General features: G+C 61.3%; 15 protein-coding genes. 9 read left to right on the top strand and 6 right to left on the bottom strand.

From position 1 onward, the window contains the following. Window positions 1–10: 10 nt before the first annotated feature. The gene (gene garD / locus BSF40_RS16820) at window positions 11–1,564 is read left to right on the top strand and encodes a galactarate dehydratase (RefSeq protein WP_095965911.1); all 1,554 of its coding nucleotides are present in this window, start codon (window positions 11–13) and stop codon (window positions 1,562–1,564) included. Window positions 1,565–1,723: 159 nt separating this feature from the next. Continuing rightward, window positions 1,724–2,665, top strand: coding sequence for an AEC family transporter (locus tag BSF40_RS16815; protein ID WP_095965910.1), 942 nt, complete (start codon window positions 1,724–1,726; stop codon window positions 2,663–2,665). A gap of 156 nt (window positions 2,666–2,821) precedes the next feature. On the opposite strand, the gene BSF40_RS16810 is transcribed toward BSF40_RS16815, so the two are convergent. The 6 genes from BSF40_RS16810 to gatC form a co-directional block, all read right to left on the bottom strand. Further along, window positions 2,822–3,202 (bottom strand): carboxymuconolactone decarboxylase family protein, encoded by a 381-nt coding sequence (locus BSF40_RS16810; RefSeq protein WP_095965909.1) that lies wholly within the window; start codon window positions 3,200–3,202, stop codon window positions 2,822–2,824. Beyond that, the gene (locus BSF40_RS16805; RefSeq protein WP_095965908.1) at window positions 3,199–4,260 is read right to left on the bottom strand and encodes a calcium/sodium antiporter; all 1,062 of its coding nucleotides are present in this window, start codon (window positions 4,258–4,260) and stop codon (window positions 3,199–3,201) included. The genes BSF40_RS16810 and BSF40_RS16805 overlap by 4 nt, the downstream gene beginning before the upstream one ends. Before the next feature lie 50 nt (window positions 4,261–4,310). After that, the gene (locus BSF40_RS16800; protein ID WP_008051680.1) at window positions 4,311–4,685 is read right to left on the bottom strand and encodes a septal ring lytic transglycosylase RlpA family protein; all 375 of its coding nucleotides are present in this window, start codon (window positions 4,683–4,685) and stop codon (window positions 4,311–4,313) included. 177 nt (window positions 4,686–4,862) lie between these two features. Beyond that, complete coding sequence (gene gatB, locus BSF40_RS16795; RefSeq protein WP_095965907.1) at window positions 4,863–6,308, bottom strand: Asp-tRNA(Asn)/Glu-tRNA(Gln) amidotransferase subunit GatB; 1,446 nt, start codon at window positions 6,306–6,308, stop codon at window positions 4,863–4,865. Window positions 6,309–6,318: 10 nt separating this feature from the next. Next, entirely contained in the window at window positions 6,319–7,770 is a 1,452-nt protein-coding gene (gene gatA, locus BSF40_RS16790) for an Asp-tRNA(Asn)/Glu-tRNA(Gln) amidotransferase subunit GatA (RefSeq protein WP_095965906.1), read from the bottom strand. Window positions 7,771–7,786: 16 nt separating this feature from the next. Further along, entirely contained in the window at window positions 7,787–8,074 is a 288-nt protein-coding gene (gatC, locus tag BSF40_RS16785; protein WP_007976465.1) for an Asp-tRNA(Asn)/Glu-tRNA(Gln) amidotransferase subunit GatC, read from the bottom strand. A 211-nt stretch (window positions 8,075–8,285) separates the two neighbouring features. Here gatC and mreB point away from each other — a divergent pair, with 211 nt between their 5' ends. From mreB to BSF40_RS16750, 7 genes are all read left to right on the top strand, one after another. Beyond that, window positions 8,286–9,323 (top strand): rod shape-determining protein MreB, encoded by a 1,038-nt coding sequence (mreB, locus tag BSF40_RS16780; protein WP_002555108.1) that lies wholly within the window; start codon window positions 8,286–8,288, stop codon window positions 9,321–9,323. Window positions 9,324–9,466: 143 nt separating this feature from the next. Continuing rightward, window positions 9,467–10,603 carry a rod shape-determining protein MreC gene (gene mreC / locus BSF40_RS16775; RefSeq protein WP_095965905.1) on the top strand — a complete coding sequence of 379 codons (1,137 nt, stop codon included), beginning with the start codon at window positions 9,467–9,469 and terminating at the stop codon, window positions 10,601–10,603. Beyond that, on the top strand, window positions 10,603–11,094 hold the full coding sequence (gene mreD / locus BSF40_RS16770; protein ID WP_007970244.1) for a rod shape-determining protein MreD: 492 nt from the start codon (window positions 10,603–10,605) through the stop codon (window positions 11,092–11,094). Before mreC ends, mreD begins: the two co-directional genes overlap by 1 nt. Window positions 11,095–11,126: 32 nt before the next feature. Further along, window positions 11,127–11,723, top strand: a complete 597-nt coding sequence (locus tag BSF40_RS16765; protein WP_095965904.1) for a nucleoside triphosphate pyrophosphatase — start codon at window positions 11,127–11,129, stop codon at window positions 11,721–11,723. 57 nt (window positions 11,724–11,780) lie between these two features. Beyond that, the gene (rng, locus tag BSF40_RS16760; RefSeq protein ID WP_007970246.1) at window positions 11,781–13,238 is read left to right on the top strand and encodes a ribonuclease G; all 1,458 of its coding nucleotides are present in this window, start codon (window positions 11,781–11,783) and stop codon (window positions 13,236–13,238) included. A gap of 75 nt (window positions 13,239–13,313) precedes the next feature. After that, window positions 13,314–17,117, top strand: a complete 3,804-nt coding sequence (locus BSF40_RS16755; protein ID WP_095965903.1) for a YhdP family protein — start codon at window positions 13,314–13,316, stop codon at window positions 17,115–17,117. Window positions 17,118–17,315: 198 nt separating this feature from the next. Beyond that, window positions 17,316–18,170 (top strand): carbon-nitrogen hydrolase family protein, encoded by an 855-nt coding sequence (locus BSF40_RS16750; RefSeq protein ID WP_095965902.1) that lies wholly within the window; start codon window positions 17,316–17,318, stop codon window positions 18,168–18,170. The last annotated feature ends 7 nt before the right edge of the window (window positions 18,171–18,177 follow it).

Raw genomic sequence — 18,177 nt, 5'->3', positions numbered from 1 at the left:
GAGCGGCGTCATGCAGTTGATTGAACATTCCGACTCGCCGCGCTACATCCGCCTGCACGAGCGGGATAACGTAGTGATCGTGGTCAACGATCAGGGCGTACCGGCCGGTACCGAATTTGCGGACGGCCTGGTGACCGTGGACTTCGTGCCACAGAGCCACAAGGTCACCCTGGAGGACATTCCCGAGGGTGCCCAGGTGATTCGTTACGGCCAGGTCATTGGCTATGCCTTGCAGCCGATTCCCCGCGGCAGCTGGGTCAAGGAAGATCAACTGTGCATGCCGACCGCGCCACCGCTGGACAGCCTGCCGCTGTCCACTGACGTGCCCGCCGCACAAGCACCGCTGGAAGGCTTCACTTTCGAGGGCTATCGCAACGCTGACGGCACCGTCGGCACGCGCAACATTCTCGGCATCACCACCACCGTGCAATGTGTGACCGGCGTGCTCGATCATGCGGTCAAGCGCATCAAGGCCGAGTTGCTGCCCAAGTACCCGCACGTCGATGACGTGGTGGCCCTGACCCACAGCTACGGCTGTGGCGTGGCGATCACCGCCACCGACGCGTACATCCCGATTCGCACGGTGCGCAACCTGGCGCGCAACCCGAACCTGGGCGGCGAAGCGCTGGTGATCAGCCTGGGCTGCGAGAAAATGCAGGCCGGGCAGGTGATGCACGAGAACGACAGTTCGGTGGATTTGAGCGAGCCATGGCTGTACCGCTTGCAGGACGCCAGCCACGGCTTCACCGAGATGATCGAGCAGATCATGGAACTGGCCGAAACCCGTTTGAAGAAGCTCGATCAACGTCGCCGGGAAACCGTGCCGGCGTCCGAGCTGATTCTCGGCATGCAGTGTGGCGGCAGTGATGCGTTCTCCGGCATCACCGCCAACCCGGCGCTGGGTTACGCATCGGATCTGTTGCTGCGTGCGGGTGCGACGGTGATGTTCTCCGAAGTCACCGAAGTGCGCGACGCGATCTACCTGCTGACGTCCCGCGCGCAGACCAAGGAAGTCGCTCAGGAGCTGGTGCGGGAAATGGACTGGTACGACCGTTACCTGGCCAAGGGTGAAGCGGATCGCAGCGCCAACACCACGCCGGGGAACAAGAAGGGCGGGCTGTCGAACATTGTCGAGAAGTCGTTGGGCTCGATCGTCAAATCCGGCAGCAGCGCGATCACCGGCGTGCTCGGCCCTGGCGAGCGCTTTAAGGAAAAAGGCCTGATCTTCTGTGCGACGCCGGCCAGCGACTTTGTCTGTGGGACGTTGCAGTTGGCGGCGGGGATGAACCTGCACGTGTTCACCACCGGTCGCGGCACGCCTTATGGGCTGGCCATGGCACCGGTGGTCAAGGTCTCGACCCGGACTGAATTGGCGCAGCGCTGGCCGGACCTGATCGACATCGACGCCGGGCGCATTGCCACCGGCCGCGCTTCCATTGAAGAGCTGGGCTGGGAGCTGTTCCACTACTACCTGGACGTGGCCAGCGGCAAGAAGCAGACGTGGGCGGAGCAGCACAAGCTGCATAACGACATCACCCTGTTCAACCCGGCGCCGATCACGTAAGACCGCGTTATCGTTCTCCGCGAGCAAGCCCGCTCCCACAAGGATTGCGCTGAACCTGTGGGAGCGGGCTTGCTCGTGAAGGCGGTCGACCAGACACCGAAGGACTTGGTGGCTTATCATTAGCTCCCTAACGACGCCCACCCCAAGGTCCTCTCCGGCATGCTGGCAATTTTCCTCGAAACCCTGAACATCACCGCGCCGGTATTTGCCATGCTGTTTCTGGGTGTGCTGCTCAAGCGCATCGACTGGATCAACGACAATTTCATCCACACGGCGTCGGCCCTGGTGTTCAACGTCACCATGCCGGCGCTGCTGTTTCTGGGCATTCTGCATGCCGACCTGCACGCGGCGTTGCAGCCGGCGCTGCTGATCTATTTCTCCCTCGCGACCCTGGTCGGCTTTGCCATCGCCTGGGGCTGGGCGATCTGGAAGTGTCCGCGGGAAGATCGGGGGATCTACACCCAGGGCGCCTTTCGCGGTAACAACGGGGTGATCGGCCTGGCGCTGGCGGCCAGCATGTACGGTGACTACGGGATTTCCCTCGGGGCGATCCTCGCGGCGCTGGTGATCCTGTTTTACAACACGCTCTCGACCATCGTCCTGGCGGTGTACAGCCCGGTGATCAAGTCCGACCCGTGGAGCATCTGCAAAAGCGTGTTGAGCAATCCGCTGATCCTCAGCGTGATGGCGGCGGCGCCTTTCGCCTATTTCAAGATCGGCTTGCCAGGGTGGCTGGAGACCTCCGGCCAGTATCTGGCACAGACCACCTTGCCACTGGCACTGATCTGCATCGGCGGCACCTTGTCCATGGCGGCGCTGCGCAAAAGCGGCAACATGGCGCTGAGTTCAAGCCTGGTGAAAATGATCGGCTTGCCGGTGCTGGCGACGCTGGGCGCGTGGTTGTGGGGTTTTCGCGGCGCGGAATTGGGGATTCTGTTTCTGTACTTCGGCAGCCCGACCGCCGCTGCCAGTTTTGTCATGGCGCGGGCGGCCGAGGGCAATCATGAACTGGCGGCGGCGATTATCGTGATCACCACACTGATGGCGGCGGTCACCACCAACGTCGGGATCTTTTTGTTGCAGTGGGGTGGGTGGATCTGACCCTGGAGTTTGTGGCGTTCTTCAGGGCCTCATCGCGAGCAAGCTCGCTCCCACAGGTTTCGTTGTTGTTAATCAAACTCTGTTCACACCGAAGCCCCCTGTGGGAGCGAGCTTGCTCGCGATGGCGCCAGATCAGGCAACCTGAATTTCAATGATTCACTCAGGTTGCTGATAGCTGTCGATCACTTCCTGCGCCGCGCGAAACGCATCAATCGCCGCCGGCACGCCGGCATACACCGCGCAATGCAGCAACGCCTCGCGAATTTCCTCCACGGTGCAGCCGTTGTTCAAGGCCCCACGCACGTGACCTTTCAATTCCTGCGGGCACTTGAGCGCGGTCAGGGCGGCGAGGGTGATCAGGCTGCGGGTTTTCAGCGGCAGGCCTTCGCGATTCCACACGCCGCCCCAGGCGTGTTCATTGACAAAGTCCTGCAGTGGCTGGGTGAACTCGGTGGCGTTGCCCAGTGCGCGGTCGACGAAGGCGTCGCCCATTACTTGGCGACGAACTTCAACGCCGTTTTTTTTATTCTCGGTCATGGGACTTCCTTCTTATGGTGTTGGCGATGCCAGGCGCGTAGTGACGTGAACAGCAAAAACGCCACCAGCGCCGGCAGGACGAAAAACAGCATCAGGTGTTCCAGCTTGCCGGCCAGTGGCATGCCGGTGGTGAACGACACCACGTGCAGCCCGTACGCCAGGTACAAACCCAGAAACAGCAGGCCTTCGGCGCGGGTCACCCGGTAACCGGAGTAGAACACCGGCAGGCACAGCGCCGCGACGCCGAGCATCACCGGCAGGTCGAAATCCAGGGCATTGGGCGACACCGACAGTGGCGACGGTGCCACCAGCGCAGTAAAACCGAGCACGCCCAGGAGGTTGAACAGGTTGCTGCCAATCACGTTGCCCACGGCGATATCACGTTCGCCGCGCATCGCCGCGATCAACGAAGTGGCGAGCTCAGGCAGTGAGGTGCTGACGGCGACGATGGTCAGGCCGATGATCCGCTCCGACAAACCAAGATCGGTGGCGACCGCAACCGCGGCGCCCAGCAGCAAGTGCCCGGCGTACACCAGCATCGCCAGCCCGGCGACGATCATCAGCAGGCTGCTCAGCCATGGCGCTTGCGCATGATGGTCATGGCTCGATACCGGGCGTGCAGAGTGTCGTGACTGGCGCAGCAGCAACCCCAGGTAAATCGCCAGTGCCGTCAGCAGCATCATGCCGTCGACACGGGTCAGTTCTTCATTCCAGGCGAGTACGAACACCAGCAGGCTGGCACCGATCATCAGTGGAATATCCAGGCGCACCAGTTGCCGGGAAACCCGCAAAGGAATGATCAGGGCGGACAGCCCGAGGGTGACGAGGATGTTGAAAATGCTGCTGCCGATCACGCTGCCGACGGCGATGTCGGCATTGTGCGCCAGTGTCGCCTGCAAGCTGACCGCCATTTGCGGTGCGCTGCTGCCGAGGGCGACGATGGTCAGGCCGATGATCAACGGGCGTATGTGCAACCTCGCGGCAATGCGTACGGCGGCGCGCACCATCAATTCGGCGCCGACAATCAGCAGGAGCAATCCGCTGAGCAATTCGATCACGCTGATCAGGGGTAAATCGGCTAGTCCGAAAATGGTCGGGGCTCCATCGGTCAGTCGTCGAGGGCTTGCACGCGAACCCGCGCGGTGCCGCTGCGCAGCATGCCCAGGCGCTCGGCGGCTTCCTTGGACAGGTCGATCAGGCGGCCCCGGGTGTGCGGCCCGCGATCATTGATGCGCACCACGCAGGATTTGTCGTTATTCAGATTGGTGACCTTCACCCTTGTACCGAAGGGTAGCTGGCGATGGGCGGCGGTCATGGAATTCATGTTGAAACGCTCGCCGTTGGCGGTGCGTTTGCCTTGGTGTTTGGCGCCGTAGTACGAAGCCACGCCGGTTTTGTCGTAACCATGCGGATCGACGGTGTCGGTGCTGGCGCAACCGGCCAGGAGCGAGAGGAGGGCGCATAATCCAAGTAGACGCTTCATTTAAAGCTTCCAAAAACAAATGTGGGAGCGGGCTTGCTCCGGGCGGCGTTCCGACGAATGCATTCTGACAGTCAACTTTGTGTTGAGTGCCGAACAGCATTCGCGAGCAAGTCGAATCGTCGCACCGCCGCTCCCACAGGGGAATGGAGCCAGATTGCCGGGCTGGCTCCATTCTCATCAGCCTTCGAGCTTGCTTTTCAGCAGTTCGTTGACCTGTTGCGGGTTGGCCTTGCCTTTGGAAGCTTTCATGGCCTGACCGACGAAGAAGCCGAACATCTTGCCGCGCTTGGCTTCGTCTGCCGCGCGGTATTGTTCGGCCTGCTCGGCGTTGGCCGCGAGCATTTCGTCCAGCACCGCCGAGATCGCGCCAGTGTCGGTCACTTGCTTGAGGCCGCGCTTGTCGATGATCTCGTCCGCGCTGCCTTCGCCGTTGGCCATCGCTTCGAACACCACCTTGGCGATTTTGCCGGAGATGGTGTTGTCCTTGATGCGCAGCAGCATGCCGCCCAGAAGCTCGGCGCAAACCGGCGACTGTTCGATGTCCAGGCCTTGCTTGTTGAGCAGGCTGCCCAACTCGACCATCACCCAGTTCGCCGCCAGCTTGGCGTCGCCGCTGATGCTTGCGACCTTCTCGAAGTAGTCCGCCTGCTCGCGACTGGTGGCCAGCACGTTGGCGTCGTACGCCGACAGGCCGAACTGCGCCTGGAAGCGCTCGCGCTTCTGCGGCGGCAATTCCGGCAGGGTGGCGCGCACGTCGTCGAGGAAGGTGTTTTCGATCACGACTGGCAGCAGGTCCGGATCAGGGAAGTAACGGTAGTCGTTGGCTTCCTCTTTGCTGCGCATCGGACGGGTTTCGTCCTTGTTCGGATCGTACAGGCGGGTCTGCTGGATCACCTTGCCGCCGTCTTCGATCAGCTCGATCTGACGCTGGATTTCGCTGTTGATCGCTTTTTCGATGAAGCGGAACGAGTTGACGTTCTTGATCTCGCAGCGGGTGCCGAACTCGACCTGGCCTTTCGGACGGATCGATACGTTGCAGTCGCAACGCAGCGAGCCTTCGGCCATGTTGCCGTCGCAAATCCCCAGGTAACGCACCAGCGCGTGGATTGCCTTGACGTAAGCCACGGCTTCCTTGGCGCTGCGCATGTCCGGTTCGGAAACGATTTCCAGCAACGGCGTGCCGGCACGGTTCAGGTCGATGCCGCTGGCGCCGCTGAATTCTTCGTGCAGGCTTTTGCCGGCGTCTTCTTCCAGGTGCGCGCGGGTGATGCCGACACGTTTGACCGTGCCGTCTTCCAGGGCGATGTCCAGGTGGCCCTTGCCGACGATCGGCAATTCCATCTGGCTGATCTGGTAGCCCTTGGGCAGGTCCGGGTAGAAGTAGTTTTTACGGGCGAACACGTTGTGCTGGCCGATCTCGGCGTCAATCGCCAGACCGAACATCACCGCCATGCGCACCGCTTCCTGGTTCAGCACCGGCAGCACGCCGGGCATGCCCAGGTCTATCAGGCTGGCCTGGGTGTTCGGCTCCGAGCCGAACGTGGTGGAACTACCGGAAAAGATTTTCGACCGGGTGGTGAGCTGGGTGTGAATCTCCAGCCCGATCACGACTTCCCATTGCATGTGTGTCTCCTCAGAAGCCGGTTGGGGTGCGGGTGTGCCAGTCAGTGTTGAGCTGATACTGGTGGGCAACGTTCAACAGGCGACCTTCCTGGAAATACGGGGCCAGCAGTTGCACGCCGACCGGCAGACCGTCGACAAAACCGGCCGGCATCGACAGGCCCGGCAGACCGGCGAGGTTGGCGGTGATGGTGTAGACGTCTTCCAGGTACGCAGCGACCGGGTCGCTGTTCTTGGCGCCGAGCTTCCAGGCCGGGTTCGGCGTGGTTGGGCCGAGGATGATGTCGACTTCATTAAAGGCCGCCATGAAGTCGTTCTTGATCAGGCGCCGGATCTTCTGCGCCTTGAGGTAGTAGGCATCGTAGTAACCGGCGGACAGCGCGTAGGCACCGACCATGATCCGGCGCTGTACTTCCACGCCGAAGCCTTCGCCACGGGAGCGCTTGTACAGGTCTTCCAGGTTTTTCGGGTCTTCGCAGCGATAGCCGAAGCGCACGCCGTCGAAACGCGACAGGTTGGAAGAGGCTTCCGCCGGGGCGATCACGTAGTACGCCGGAATCGCGTGCTGCATGTTCGGCAGGCTGATTTCCTTGATCACGGCACCGAGCTTTTCCAGCTCCTTGATGCTGTTGTGGATCAGCTCGGCGATGCGCGGGTCGAGACCGGCGCTGAAATATTCCTTCGGCACACCGATGCGCAGGCCTTGCAGCGAGCCGTTGAGGCTGGCGCTGTAGTCCGGCACGGGCTCATCGATGCTGGTGGAGTCGTTCGGATCGAACCCGGCCATGCCTTGCAACAAAATCGCGCAGTCTTCGGCCGTACGGGCCAATGGGCCGCCCTGATCGAGGCTGGAGGCGTAGGCGATCATGCCCCAGCGCGAAACTCGACCGTATGTCGGTTTCAGGCCGGTGAGGTTGGTCAGGGCCGCCGGCTGACGGATCGAACCGCCGGTGTCGGTGCCGGTGGCTGCCGGCAACAGACGAGCGGCCACCGCCGCCGCCGAACCACCGGACGAACCGCCCGGCACGTGTTCCAGATTCCACGGGTTTTTCACCGCGCCGTAGTAGCTCGACTCGTTGGCCGAACCCATGGCGAATTCGTCCATGTTGGTCTTGCCCAGGGTCACGGCCCCGGCGGCGGCCAGCTTGGCGACGACGGTGGCGTCGTACGGTGCTTTAAAGTTGTCGAGCATCTTCGAGCCGCAACTGGTGCGAATGCCCTGGGTGCAGAACAGGTCTTTGTGGGCGATCGGCGCGCCGAGCAGGGCGCCGCTCTCACCATTGGCCCGGCGGGCGTCAGCGGCTTTCGCCTGCGTCAGCGCCAGGTCTTCGGTGAGGCTGATGAAACTGTTGAGCTGTGGGTCGAGCTGGGCGATGCGCGCCAGCAGGACTTTGGTCAGTTCTTCGGAGGAAAACTTTTTATCGGCGAGTCCGCGGGCGATCTCGGCCAGAGTCAATTGATGCATTGCAGGCTCTTTCCCTTTAGTCGATGACTTTCGGAACCAGGTACAGGCCGTTTTCGACCGCTGGTGCGATGGACTGGTAGGCCTCGCGGTTATTGGTCTCGGTCACGACGTCCGCGCGCAGGCGCTGGCTTGCTTCCAGCGGGTGGGCCAGCGGTTCGATACCGTCGGTATTGACCGCCTGCATTTCGTCGACCAGCCCGAGAATGCTGTTGAGGGCCGAAGTGATGTGTGGAAGATCGGCATCATTGAGGCCCAGACAGGCCAGATGAGCGATTTTTTCCACGTCGGAGCGTTCTAGCGCCATTGGGATTCTCCAGTGGAAAACAAAACGGACTGCGTCCGTGTGTTAGATTGTCGGAACACTACCGCACTTCTACGGTCATAAGGCCGCGATTGTGGGGCTTGGTGCACAGAAAAGCGTCCAATTTAACATATTGGCGCCTTGCCCAAAATCCCTGTCGTTGTTAGAGTTTGCCGCACTTTTTTACCCACGCGTTGCCTAGGGTCCCTTTCCCATGTTCAAGAAACTGCGTGGCATGTTTTCCAGCGATCTTTCCATTGACCTGGGCACTGCCAACACCCTTATTTACGTGCGCGAGCGCGGTATCGTCCTGAATGAGCCCTCCGTTGTGGCCATTCGGACACACGGTAACCAGAAAAGTGTCGTTGCTGTCGGCACCGAAGCCAAGCGCATGCTCGGCCGTACTCCGGGCAACATTGCTGCCATTCGTCCGATGAAGGACGGCGTAATCGCCGACTTCAGCGTGTGCGAAAAAATGCTGCAGTATTTTATCAACAAGGTTCACGAAAACAGCTTTCTGCAGCCTAGCCCGCGTGTGTTGATCTGCGTTCCATGCAAATCCACCCAGGTTGAGCGTCGCGCCATCCGCGAATCGGCCCTTGGCGCCGGTGCCCGTGAAGTGTTCCTGATCGAAGAGCCAATGGCCGCTGCGATCGGTGCCGGCCTGCCGGTTGAAGAAGCCCGCGGTTCGATGGTCGTGGATATCGGTGGCGGTACCACCGAAATCGCGCTGATCTCCCTGAACGGTGTGGTTTACGCCGAATCCGTCCGCGTTGGCGGCGACCGCTTCGACGAAGCGATCATCACCTATGTGCGTCGCAACTACGGCAGCCTGATCGGTGAATCCACCGCCGAGCGCATCAAACAGGAAATCGGCACGGCCTACCCGGGCGGCGAAGTTCGCGAAGTCGACGTTCGTGGCCGTAACCTGGCCGAAGGCGTTCCACGCGCATTCACCCTGAACTCCAACGAAGTGCTGGAAGCTTTGCAAGAGTCCCTGGCAACCATCGTTCAGGCCGTGAAAAGCGCCCTGGAGCAATCGCCTCCGGAACTGGCTTCCGACATCGCCGAGCGCGGTCTGGTACTGACCGGTGGTGGCGCCTTGCTGCGTGACCTGGACAAGTTGCTGGCCCAGGAAACCGGTCTGCCGGTGATCGTTGCCGAAGACCCGCTGACCTGCGTTGCTCGCGGCGGTGGCCGTGCATTGGAAATGATGGATAAACACACCATGGACCTGCTTTCCAGCGAATAAGTCGCCGGATCGCTTCTATGCTGTTGAGCGCGCAGGCGGCACTTTGCAGTGCTGCCTGTTCGCGTTTATCTTCTGTCAGTCTGCATCCAGGCCGGATTGCTGCCGTATGAATAAACAGAACATTTGCCTGGGAGGAGCGGCTTATTAAACCGCTTTTCACCAAGGGCCCTTCACTGGGCGTGCGCCTGTTGGTGCTGGTCGTGCTATCGGTCGCGCTGATGGTGGTCGATGCCCGTTTCAGTCTGCTCAAGCCTGCACGCAGCCAGATGTCGCTGGTGCTGATGGACGCCTACTGGATCACCGACCTGCCCGGACGACTCTGGGACGGCGTTGCCAGTCAGTTTGGCAGCCGGACCGAACTCGTCGCCGAAAACGAAAAACTCAAGACCGAGAACCTGCTGTTGCAGGGGCGCATGCAGAAGCTTGCCGCCCTGACCGAGCAGAACGTGCGGCTGCGCGAGTTGCTCAACTCTTCGGCACTGGTCAACGAGAAGGTCGAAGTGGCCGAGTTGATCGGCATGGACCCCAACCCCTTCACCCATCGCATCATCATCAATAAAGGTGAGCGCGACGGCGTGGTACTCGGTCAGCCGGTACTCGACGCTCGTGGCCTGATGGGCCAGGTGGTCGAGTTGATGCCCTACACCTCTCGCGTCCTGCTGCTGACCGACACCACCCACAGCATTCCGGTGCAGGTGAACCGTAACGGTTTGCGGGCGATCGCCAGTGGCACCGGCAACCCGGAGCGCCTCGAGTTGCGGCATGTGGCCGATACCGCCGACATCAAGGAAGGCGACTTGCTGGTCAGCTCCGGCCTCGGCCAACGTTTTCCGGCCGGGTACCCGGTGGCGACGGTCAAGGAAGTGGTTCACGATTCCGGCCAGCCGTTTGCCATTGTCCGAGCCGTTCCCACCGCCGCCTTGAACCGCAGCCGCTACTTGCTGCTGGTATTCAGCGACAACCGGACTGCCGAAGAGCGCGTCAACGCTGCCGCTCAGGCCCAGGAAAGCCTGGATGCACAGGGCGGTGGGCCGACCATTCCGACGACGGTTCCGAAACTGGTCAGCCCCGCGGTCCCCGCTGCACCGGCTGCCGCACCGGCGATACCTGCCACGGCGGCGCCTGCAGCGACTGCCCCCGTCAAGCCAGCCACCACGCCAGTCAAGCCTGCGGCCACGCATCCTGCGGCGGCTAAACCGCCGGCGGCGCAACCCGCTGCCGCGAAGCCTGCCGCCAAACCGCCAGTCTCCGCGCCGGCCACTCCAGTGGGGAGAGAATAATGGGCGGTGTAAAAGCATCCCGAAACGGCTGGATAGTCTGGCTGACGTTCGCCGTCGGTCTGCTGCTGAGCGTTTCACCTCTGCCGCAATTCATGGAAATCCTGCGCCCGCTGTGGCTGGCCTTGTTGCTGGCATTCTGGGCGCTGAACCTGCCGCAGACCGTCGGGATGGTGACGGCGTTCTGCCTGGGGCTGGCTGAAGACGTGCTCTACGGTACCTTGCTGGGTCAGAATGCCTTGATCCTGACGCTCATTACCTATCTGGTGCTGGCGCTGCAACAACGCTTGCGGATGTTCCCGATGTGGCAGCAGAGTCTGGTGATCCTGGTGATCTTCGGCCTCGCCCAGCTTGTACAGCTCTGGCTCAGTGCCTTGACCGGCAATCGTCAGCCGACGCTGGCGCTGGTGCTGCCGGCACTGGTCAGTGCATTGCTCTGGCCCTGGATCAGTTTCGGTTTGCGCGGATTGCGTCGACGCTACAAAATCAATTAATTCGCTCAGGCATTAGACAGGGAGAGGTCTTGATGAAACGGTTGTACCTCGCCTCTGGCTCGCCACGCCGGCGTGAATTGCTCACGCAGATCGGCGTTCCGTTCTGCGCTGTCAGTGCGGACATCGATGAAACTCCTATAGATCAAGAATCCCCGTCGACCTATGTCGAGCGTCTGGCGCGCGGCAAGGCCGAGGCCGGGCGCGGCAGCGTCGTGTCTGACGAACCGTTCTGCGTGCTCGGTGCCGATACCGCCGTGGTGCTTGATGGAAAAATTCTCGGCAAACCGGTTGATCAAGCGGATGCCTGCGCCATGCTGATGATGTTGTCAGGGTGTGAGCATGAAGTCCTGACCGCGATTGCGGTACTTGATGGCGAGCGTTGCGAATCCCGGGTTGTCACCAGTCGCGTGCGTTTTCGGGATATCAGTCGTGATGAAGCCGTGGCCTACTGGGCCAGCGGTGAACCACAGGACAAGGCGGGCGGTTATGGCATTCAAGGACTGGGTGCGGTGTTTGTCGCCGGGCTCAATGGAAGTTATTCAGCGGTGGTTGGACTGCCGCTTTGCGAAACCGCGGAACTGCTCGGCCATTTCGGCATACCCTGTTGGCAAACCCGGAACGCACACTAAGCAACGTTCTGAACAGATGCGGCCATTATCGTGAACATGCCTGAACGAGACCCTGCCATGAGTGAAGAGATCCTGATCAACATCACGCCGATGGAGTCGCGCGTGGCGGTGGTCGAAAACGGTGTCCTGCAAGAGGTCCACGTCGAGCGTACGCAAAAGCGCGGGATCGTCGGCAACATCTATAAAGGCAAAGTCGTGCGGGTATTGCCGGGGATGCAGGCGGCATTCGTCGATATCGGCCTGGACCGTGCGGCGTTCATTCATGCGTCGGAAATTTCCCTGCGCGAAGGCCCGGCGGTCGAGAGCATCAGCGCACTGGTGCACGAAGGCCAGAGCCTGGTGGTGCAAGTGACCAAGGACCCGATCGGTTCCAAAGGCGCACGCCTGACCACTCAGCTGTCGATCCCTTCGCGCTACCTGGTGTACATGCCGCGCACGGCCCATGTCGGGATTTCCCTGAAGATCGAAGACGAAGCCGAGCGCGAACGCCTCAAGCAAGTGGTCACCGATTGCGTGGCCAAAGAAGGTATCAAGGAGGCCGGCGGTTTCATCCTGCGTACGGCAGCCGAAGGCGCCGGCGCCGATGAAATCCTCATGGACATCCGCTACCTGCGAAGGCTCTGGGATCAGATCAGCGCCCAGATCAAAACCATCAGCGCGCCCAGCGTGATCTACGAAGACCTCGGTCTGGCGCTGCGCACCCTGCGTGACCTGGTGAGCCCGAAAATCGAGAAGATCCGCATCGACTCCCGGGAAACTTTCCAGAAGACCACGCAATTCGTCGCCGAATTGATGCCGGAGATTGCCGACCGTCTGGAGCATTACCCGGGCGAGCGGCCGATTTTCGACCTGTATGGCGTCGAAGACGAAATCCAGAAGGCCCTCGAACGCAAGGTTCCGCTCAAGTCCGGCGGATATCTGGTGGTTGACCCGGCGGAAGCCATGAGCACCATCGACGTCAATACCGGGGCGTTCGTCGGCCATCGCAACCTCGAAGAAACCATCTTCAAGACCAACCTCGAAGCCGCGACGGCCATTGCCCGTCAATTGCGCCTGCGCAACCTCGGCGGAATCATCATCATCGACTTCATCGACATGGAAGATGAAGAGCACCAGCGCCAGGTGCTGCGCACGCTCGAGAAGCAACTGGAGCGCGATCACGCCAAGACCAACATCATCGGTATCACCGAGTTGGGCCTGGTGCAGATGACCCGCAAGCGCACCCGCGAAAGCCTTGAACAGGTCTTGTGCGAGCCGTGCAACGCCTGTCAGGGCCGCGGCAAGCTCAAGACGCCGGAAACCGTGTGCTACGAAATCTTTCGTGAAATCCTGCGTGAGGCTCGCGCCTATCAGGCGGAGGGCTATCGTGTATTGGCAAACCAGAAAGTTGTCGACCGCCTGCTCGACGAAGAGTCAGGCAACGTCGCCGAGCTGGAAGGGTTTATCGGGCGCACTATCCGATTCCAGGTCGAAACCATGTATTCCCAGGAACAATACGACGTGGTGCTGCTCTGAAGCGTTTCGTTGTGATTTTTCGAGAATGGCTGGCCTCAGCTTTTTGCAAGACTTTTGCCATGGGGGCCATCTGACATGGACCGTCTGACACGCATTTTGGCCGCACTGACCCGCTGGGGTCTGGGCCTGTGCGCGTTGGTTTTGGTGCTGATGGCGCTCTACGTCAGCCTTGGCCGGGAGCTGACTCCGCTAGTCGCCGAGTACCGTGCCGAAATCGAAACCAAAGCCAGCGATGCCTTGGGCATGCCGCTGCAAATCGGCGAACTGGAAGGCAACTGGCGTGGATTCGCCCCCATATTGATGGCGCACGACGTGACCGTCGGCGAAGGCGCCAATGCCCTGCACCTGGATCAGGTGCGCGCGGTGCCGGACCTTTGGGCCAGTCTGCTGGCACGTGAGGTGCGCATCGCTCATCTGGAACTCAGCGGCCTGAAGATCAGCGTCAAGGAGGGCGACGACGGTCAATGGGCGCTCGAAGGTTTGCCGGTGCAACAGGATCAACCGATCGATCCGCAACAGTTGCTCGATCGCATGCAGATGATCCAGCAACTGTCGGTACTCGACAGCCAGGTGACCTTGCAGCCGTTTGCACAGTCGCCGCTGACCCTGACCTATGTCGGCCTGAATCTGAAAACCGGTGCGTCACGGCAGCGGCTCGACGCCCGCCTGACCCTGCCCGACGGCCAGCCTGTGGCCATGAGCCTGCGTACCCGCATTCGAGCCAGCCAATGGCAGGACGGTGAAGCCGAGTTCTACCTGAGCCTGCCGCAAAGCGACTGGTCGAAGTGGCTTCCCGAGCGCGTCAGCCAGCAATGGAATTTCTCCGAGATCAAGGCCGGCGGCGAGCTTTGGCTGACCTGGGGCAAAGGCGTCTTGCAAAGCGCTGCAGTGCGCTTGAACGCGCCACAACTCAAGGGCGCCTACGCCGAGCGCAAGCCGATCCAGATCAACAACCTGGCGCTCAATGGTTACTTCCAGCGCAGTGCCGAAGGCATGCAGGTGACCCTGGATTCCCTGGCAATGAACCTCGGCGACGTCCGCTGGGAAACGCATTTGCAGCTCAAGCAAAGCGCCGCCACCGACAAGACCGAAGAACTCTGGCATCTACAGGCCGACCGGGTCGACCTGACCCCGCTCACGCCGCTGCTCAATGCCCTGGCGCCGTTTCCGCAAGGCTTTGCCACCGTTGTCGAGCGGCTCAAGGTGAAGGGCGGACTGCGCAATGTATTGATCGACGTGCGACCCAATGCCACCGACGACAGCAAGTTCAGCTTTGCCGCCAACCTCGACCAGGTGGGTTTCGATGCCTATCACGGTGCGCCGGCGGCGCGAAATGTCAGCGGCAGCATCAGCGGTGACCTGGGGCACGGCGAACTGCGTATGGACAGCAAGGATTTCATGCTGCACCTGGACCCGATTTTCGCCAAGCCATGGCAGTACATTCAGGCCAATGCGCAGCTGACCTGGAAACTCGACAAAGAAGGCTTCACTCTGATTGCGCCGTATCTGAAGGTGCTGGGTGAGGAGGGCAAGATTGCCGGTGACTTCCTGATTCGCCTGCATTTCGATGACACCCAGGAAGACTACATGGACCTGCGGGTTGGCCTGGTGGACGGCGACGGTCGCTACACCGCCAAGTACCTGCCGGCAGTCCTCAGCCCGGCGCTGGATGAATGGCTGCGCACGGCGATTCTCAAGGGTGCGGTGGATCAAGGCTTCTTCCAGTATCAAGGGTCGCTCAGCCACGGTGCCGCAGACGTCGATCGCAGCATCAGCCTGTACTTCAAGGTTCACGATGCCGAGCTGGCCTTCCAGCCGGGCTGGCCCCATGTCAGCAAGGTCAGCGGCGATGTGTTTGTCGAAGACAGCGGCGTGCGGATCCTGGCCAGCAAAGGCCAGTTGCTCGACACCCAGGTCAGCGATATTTACGTCAACATTCCCCATGCGCCTGCCGGGCAGAACGTTCATTTGTTCCTCGATGGCGGATTTGCCGGTGGTTTGGGCGATGGCCTGAAAATCCTTCAGGAAGCGCCGATAGGCACCGGGGCGACTTTTGCCGGCTGGGAAGGCGAGGGTGATCTGACAGGCAAGTTGAAGCTGGATATTCCGCTGGCAAAAGGCGAGGAACCGAAGATCCTCGTCGACTTCAAGACCGCCAAGGCACGCTTGAAACTGGTCGAACCGGTGCTGGAGTTGACCCAGCTCAAAGGTGACTTCCGTTTCGACAGCGCCAAAGGCCTGAGCGGGCATAACATCAGCGCCCGGGCATTCGACAAGCCGGTCACTGCACAGATTTTTGCCGATGGCAGCCCGGGTAAGCTCAATACCCGGGTGACTGCGTCGGGCCAGGTCGAGGTCAAGAAACTGACCGACTGGCTGAAGGTGACCCAGCCTCTGCCGGTGAGTGGCGTGATCCCTTATCACCTGCAACTGACCCTCGATGGCCCCGACAGCCAATTGCAGGTCAACTCCAACCTCAAGGGCGTGGCGGTCGATTTGCCTGCGCCCTTCGGCATGGCCGCCGATGCCGGGCGCGACACGACGTTTCGCATGACGTTGCAGGGCGACGAGCGGCGCTATTGGGTCAACTACGGAGATCTGGCGAGTTTCACGTTTGCGGCCCCGGCCAGCAATTTCGCCGAGGGTCGCGGGGACTTGTTCCTCGGCGGCGGCGAGGCCGTATTGCCGGGTACCAAAGGCCTGCGGGTACGGGGCGTGTTGTCTGAGCTGGACGTAGGCCCGTGGAAGGATCTGGTGGATAAATACGCCGGGCAGGACCCCGGCGGCAGCGCCAAGCAATTGCTCAGCGGTGCGGATTTCAAGGTGGGCAAGCTCAGCGGTATCGGCACCACGCTTGATCAGGCTTCGATCCAGCTGGCGCGCAAACCTTCCGCCTGGGCGCTGCAACTCGACAGCGAGCAGATCAAGGGCAGCGCCAACCTGCCCGATTCGAAGGCCACGCCAATCGCGATCAATCTGCAAACCGTGCGCCTGCCGGCACCGGACCCGACCGTACTGGCCGATGAAAACTCGCCGGATCCGCTGGCGTCGGTCGACCCGACGAAAATCCCCGCGATGGACATCACGATCAATCAGTTATTCCAGGGCCAGGATCTGGTCGGTGCCTGGTCGCTGAAGGTTCGTCCGACGGCCAGCGGCATTGTGTTCAACTCGCTGGATCTGGGACTCAAGGGCATGTTGCTGGTGGGCAGTGGTGGCTGGGAAGGCGTGCCGGGCGCCAGCAACAGCTGGTACAAGGGCCGCATCAGCGGCAAGAACCTGGCCGATGTGCTCAAGGGCTGGGGGTTTGCGCCGAGCGTCACCAGCCGGGACTTTTATATGGATGTCGATGGCCGCTGGCCCGGCTCGCCGGCCTGGGTGGCGACCAAGCGTTTCTCCGGCTCGCTCGATGCGACACTCAATCAGGGCCAGTTCGTCGAAGTCGAAGGCAGTGCCCAGGCCCTGCGGGTGTTTGGTTTGCTCAACTTCAACTCCATCGGCCGGCGGCTGCGCCTGGACTTCTCCGACCTGTTCGGCAAAGGCCTGAGTTATGACCGGGTCAAGGGGCTGCTGGTCGGGACGAATGGTGTGTATGTCACCCGTCAACCGATCCAGCTGACTGGCCCATCGAGCACCATCGAACTCGATGGCACGCTGAACATGGTGGCCGATCAGATCGATGCGAAACTGATGGTGACCTTGCCGGTGACCAATAACCTGCCGATTGCCGCGCTGATCGTCGGTGCGCCGGCGGTCGGCGGGGCACTGTTCCTGATCGACAAGCTGATCGGTGACCGGGTCTCCCGTTTCGCCAGTGTGAAGTACAGCGTCAAAGGGCCGTGGAAAGAACCGAAAATCACCTTCGACAAGGCTTTTTGAAAAACCATACTTCGGGCCTATGGAGTAGCATGGCCATTGCGGCTCGCCCCCCTGTAGGAGCGAGCTTGCTCCGGGCGGCGTTCCGACGATGAGTTTGAATACGACGCGTTTTTTCAGACAGCCTGCGTCATCGTTCACGTCCATCGCGAGCAAGCTCGCTCCTACAAGGTCTGTGTTGATTTCAATAAGGAAAAGGCCATGTCTGTAGCGGTGATTCAAATGGTCAGCCAGAGCGATGTGCTGACCAATCTGGACCAGGCCCGTCGACTGCTCGAACAAGCGGCGGCCGGCGGCGCGAAACTCGCGGTATTGCCGGAAAATTTCGCCGCCATGGGCCGGCGCGACGTTGCCGACATCGGGCGCGCCGAAGCGCTGGGCGAAGGCCCGATCCTGCCCTGGTTGAAACAGACCGCACGCGACCTCAAGTTATGGATAGTGGCCGGCACGTTGCCGTTGCCGCCGGTGGATCAACCGACGGCGAAGGCGCACGCCTGTTCGTTGCTGATCGATGATCATGGCGAAACAGTGGCGCGCTACGACAAGCTGCACCTGTTTGACGTGGACGTGGCGGACAATCGTGGCCGTTACCGTGAGTCCGATGACTATGCTTATGGCAGCGGCGTGGTCGTGGCGGACACACCGGTTGGCCGGGTCGGTCTGACGGTCTGCTATGACCTGCGCTTTCCCGAGCTGTACAGTGAACTGCGCGCTGCCGGCGCGGAACTGATTACCGCGCCCTCGGCCTTCACGGCGGTGACCGGCGCGGCGCATTGGGATGTGCTGATTCGTGCGCGGGCCATCGAGACCCAATGTTATGTGCTCGCGGCTGCCCAGGGCGGCACGCATCCGGGGCCGCGGGAAACCTTCGGGCATGCCGCCATCGTCGACCCGTGGGGGCGTGTGCTGGCACAACAGGATCAAGGCGAGGCCGTGCTGCTGGCCGAACGCGACAGCAGCGAACAGGCGTCCATCCGGGCGCGGATGCCGGTGTCCAGTCACCGGCGCTTTTTCTCGCAGGGCGCCCAGCGGCCTGCATCAGAAACACGAATTTAAGGCGTAA

Origin of the sequence: Pseudomonas sp. ACN5, assembly GCF_002303975.1 — a bacterium.
Lineage (GTDB): Bacteria > Pseudomonadota > Gammaproteobacteria > Pseudomonadales > Pseudomonadaceae > Aquipseudomonas > Aquipseudomonas laurylsulfatiphila.
Note: the sequence above shows the minus strand (reverse complement) of the source record. Positions and strands in the feature narration are given on the sequence as shown.

Excerpts from the sequence above, each read along its gene's own strand:
- gatA (WP_095965906.1), bottom strand. The coding sequence starts at position 7,770 with ATGCATCAATTGACTCTGGCCGAGATCGCCCGCGGACTCGCCGATAAA.
- BSF40_RS16750 (WP_095965902.1), top strand. The coding sequence starts at position 17,316 with ATGTCTGTAGCGGTGATTCAAATGGTCAGCCAGAGCGATGTGCTGACC.
- garD (WP_095965911.1), top strand. The coding sequence starts at position 11 with ATGCAGTTGATTGAACATTCCGACTCGCCGCGCTACATCCGCCTGCAC.
- BSF40_RS16755 (WP_095965903.1), top strand. The coding sequence starts at position 13,314 with ATGGACCGTCTGACACGCATTTTGGCCGCACTGACCCGCTGGGGTCTG.
- gatB (WP_095965907.1), bottom strand. The coding sequence starts at position 6,308 with ATGCAATGGGAAGTCGTGATCGGGCTGGAGATTCACACCCAGCTCACC.
- BSF40_RS16800 (WP_008051680.1), bottom strand. The coding sequence starts at position 4,685 with ATGAAGCGTCTACTTGGATTATGCGCCCTCCTCTCGCTCCTGGCCGGT.
- rng (WP_007970246.1), top strand. The coding sequence starts at position 11,781 with ATGAGTGAAGAGATCCTGATCAACATCACGCCGATGGAGTCGCGCGTG.
- mreD (WP_007970244.1), top strand. The coding sequence starts at position 10,603 with ATGGGCGGTGTAAAAGCATCCCGAAACGGCTGGATAGTCTGGCTGACG.
- BSF40_RS16810 (WP_095965909.1), bottom strand. The coding sequence starts at position 3,202 with ATGACCGAGAATAAAAAAAACGGCGTTGAAGTTCGTCGCCAAGTAATG.
- mreB (WP_002555108.1), top strand. The coding sequence starts at position 8,286 with ATGTTCAAGAAACTGCGTGGCATGTTTTCCAGCGATCTTTCCATTGAC.
- gatC (WP_007976465.1), bottom strand. The coding sequence starts at position 8,074 with ATGGCGCTAGAACGCTCCGACGTGGAAAAAATCGCTCATCTGGCCTGT.
- BSF40_RS16815 (WP_095965910.1), top strand. The coding sequence starts at position 1,724 with ATGCTGGCAATTTTCCTCGAAACCCTGAACATCACCGCGCCGGTATTT.
- BSF40_RS16765 (WP_095965904.1), top strand. The coding sequence starts at position 11,127 with ATGAAACGGTTGTACCTCGCCTCTGGCTCGCCACGCCGGCGTGAATTG.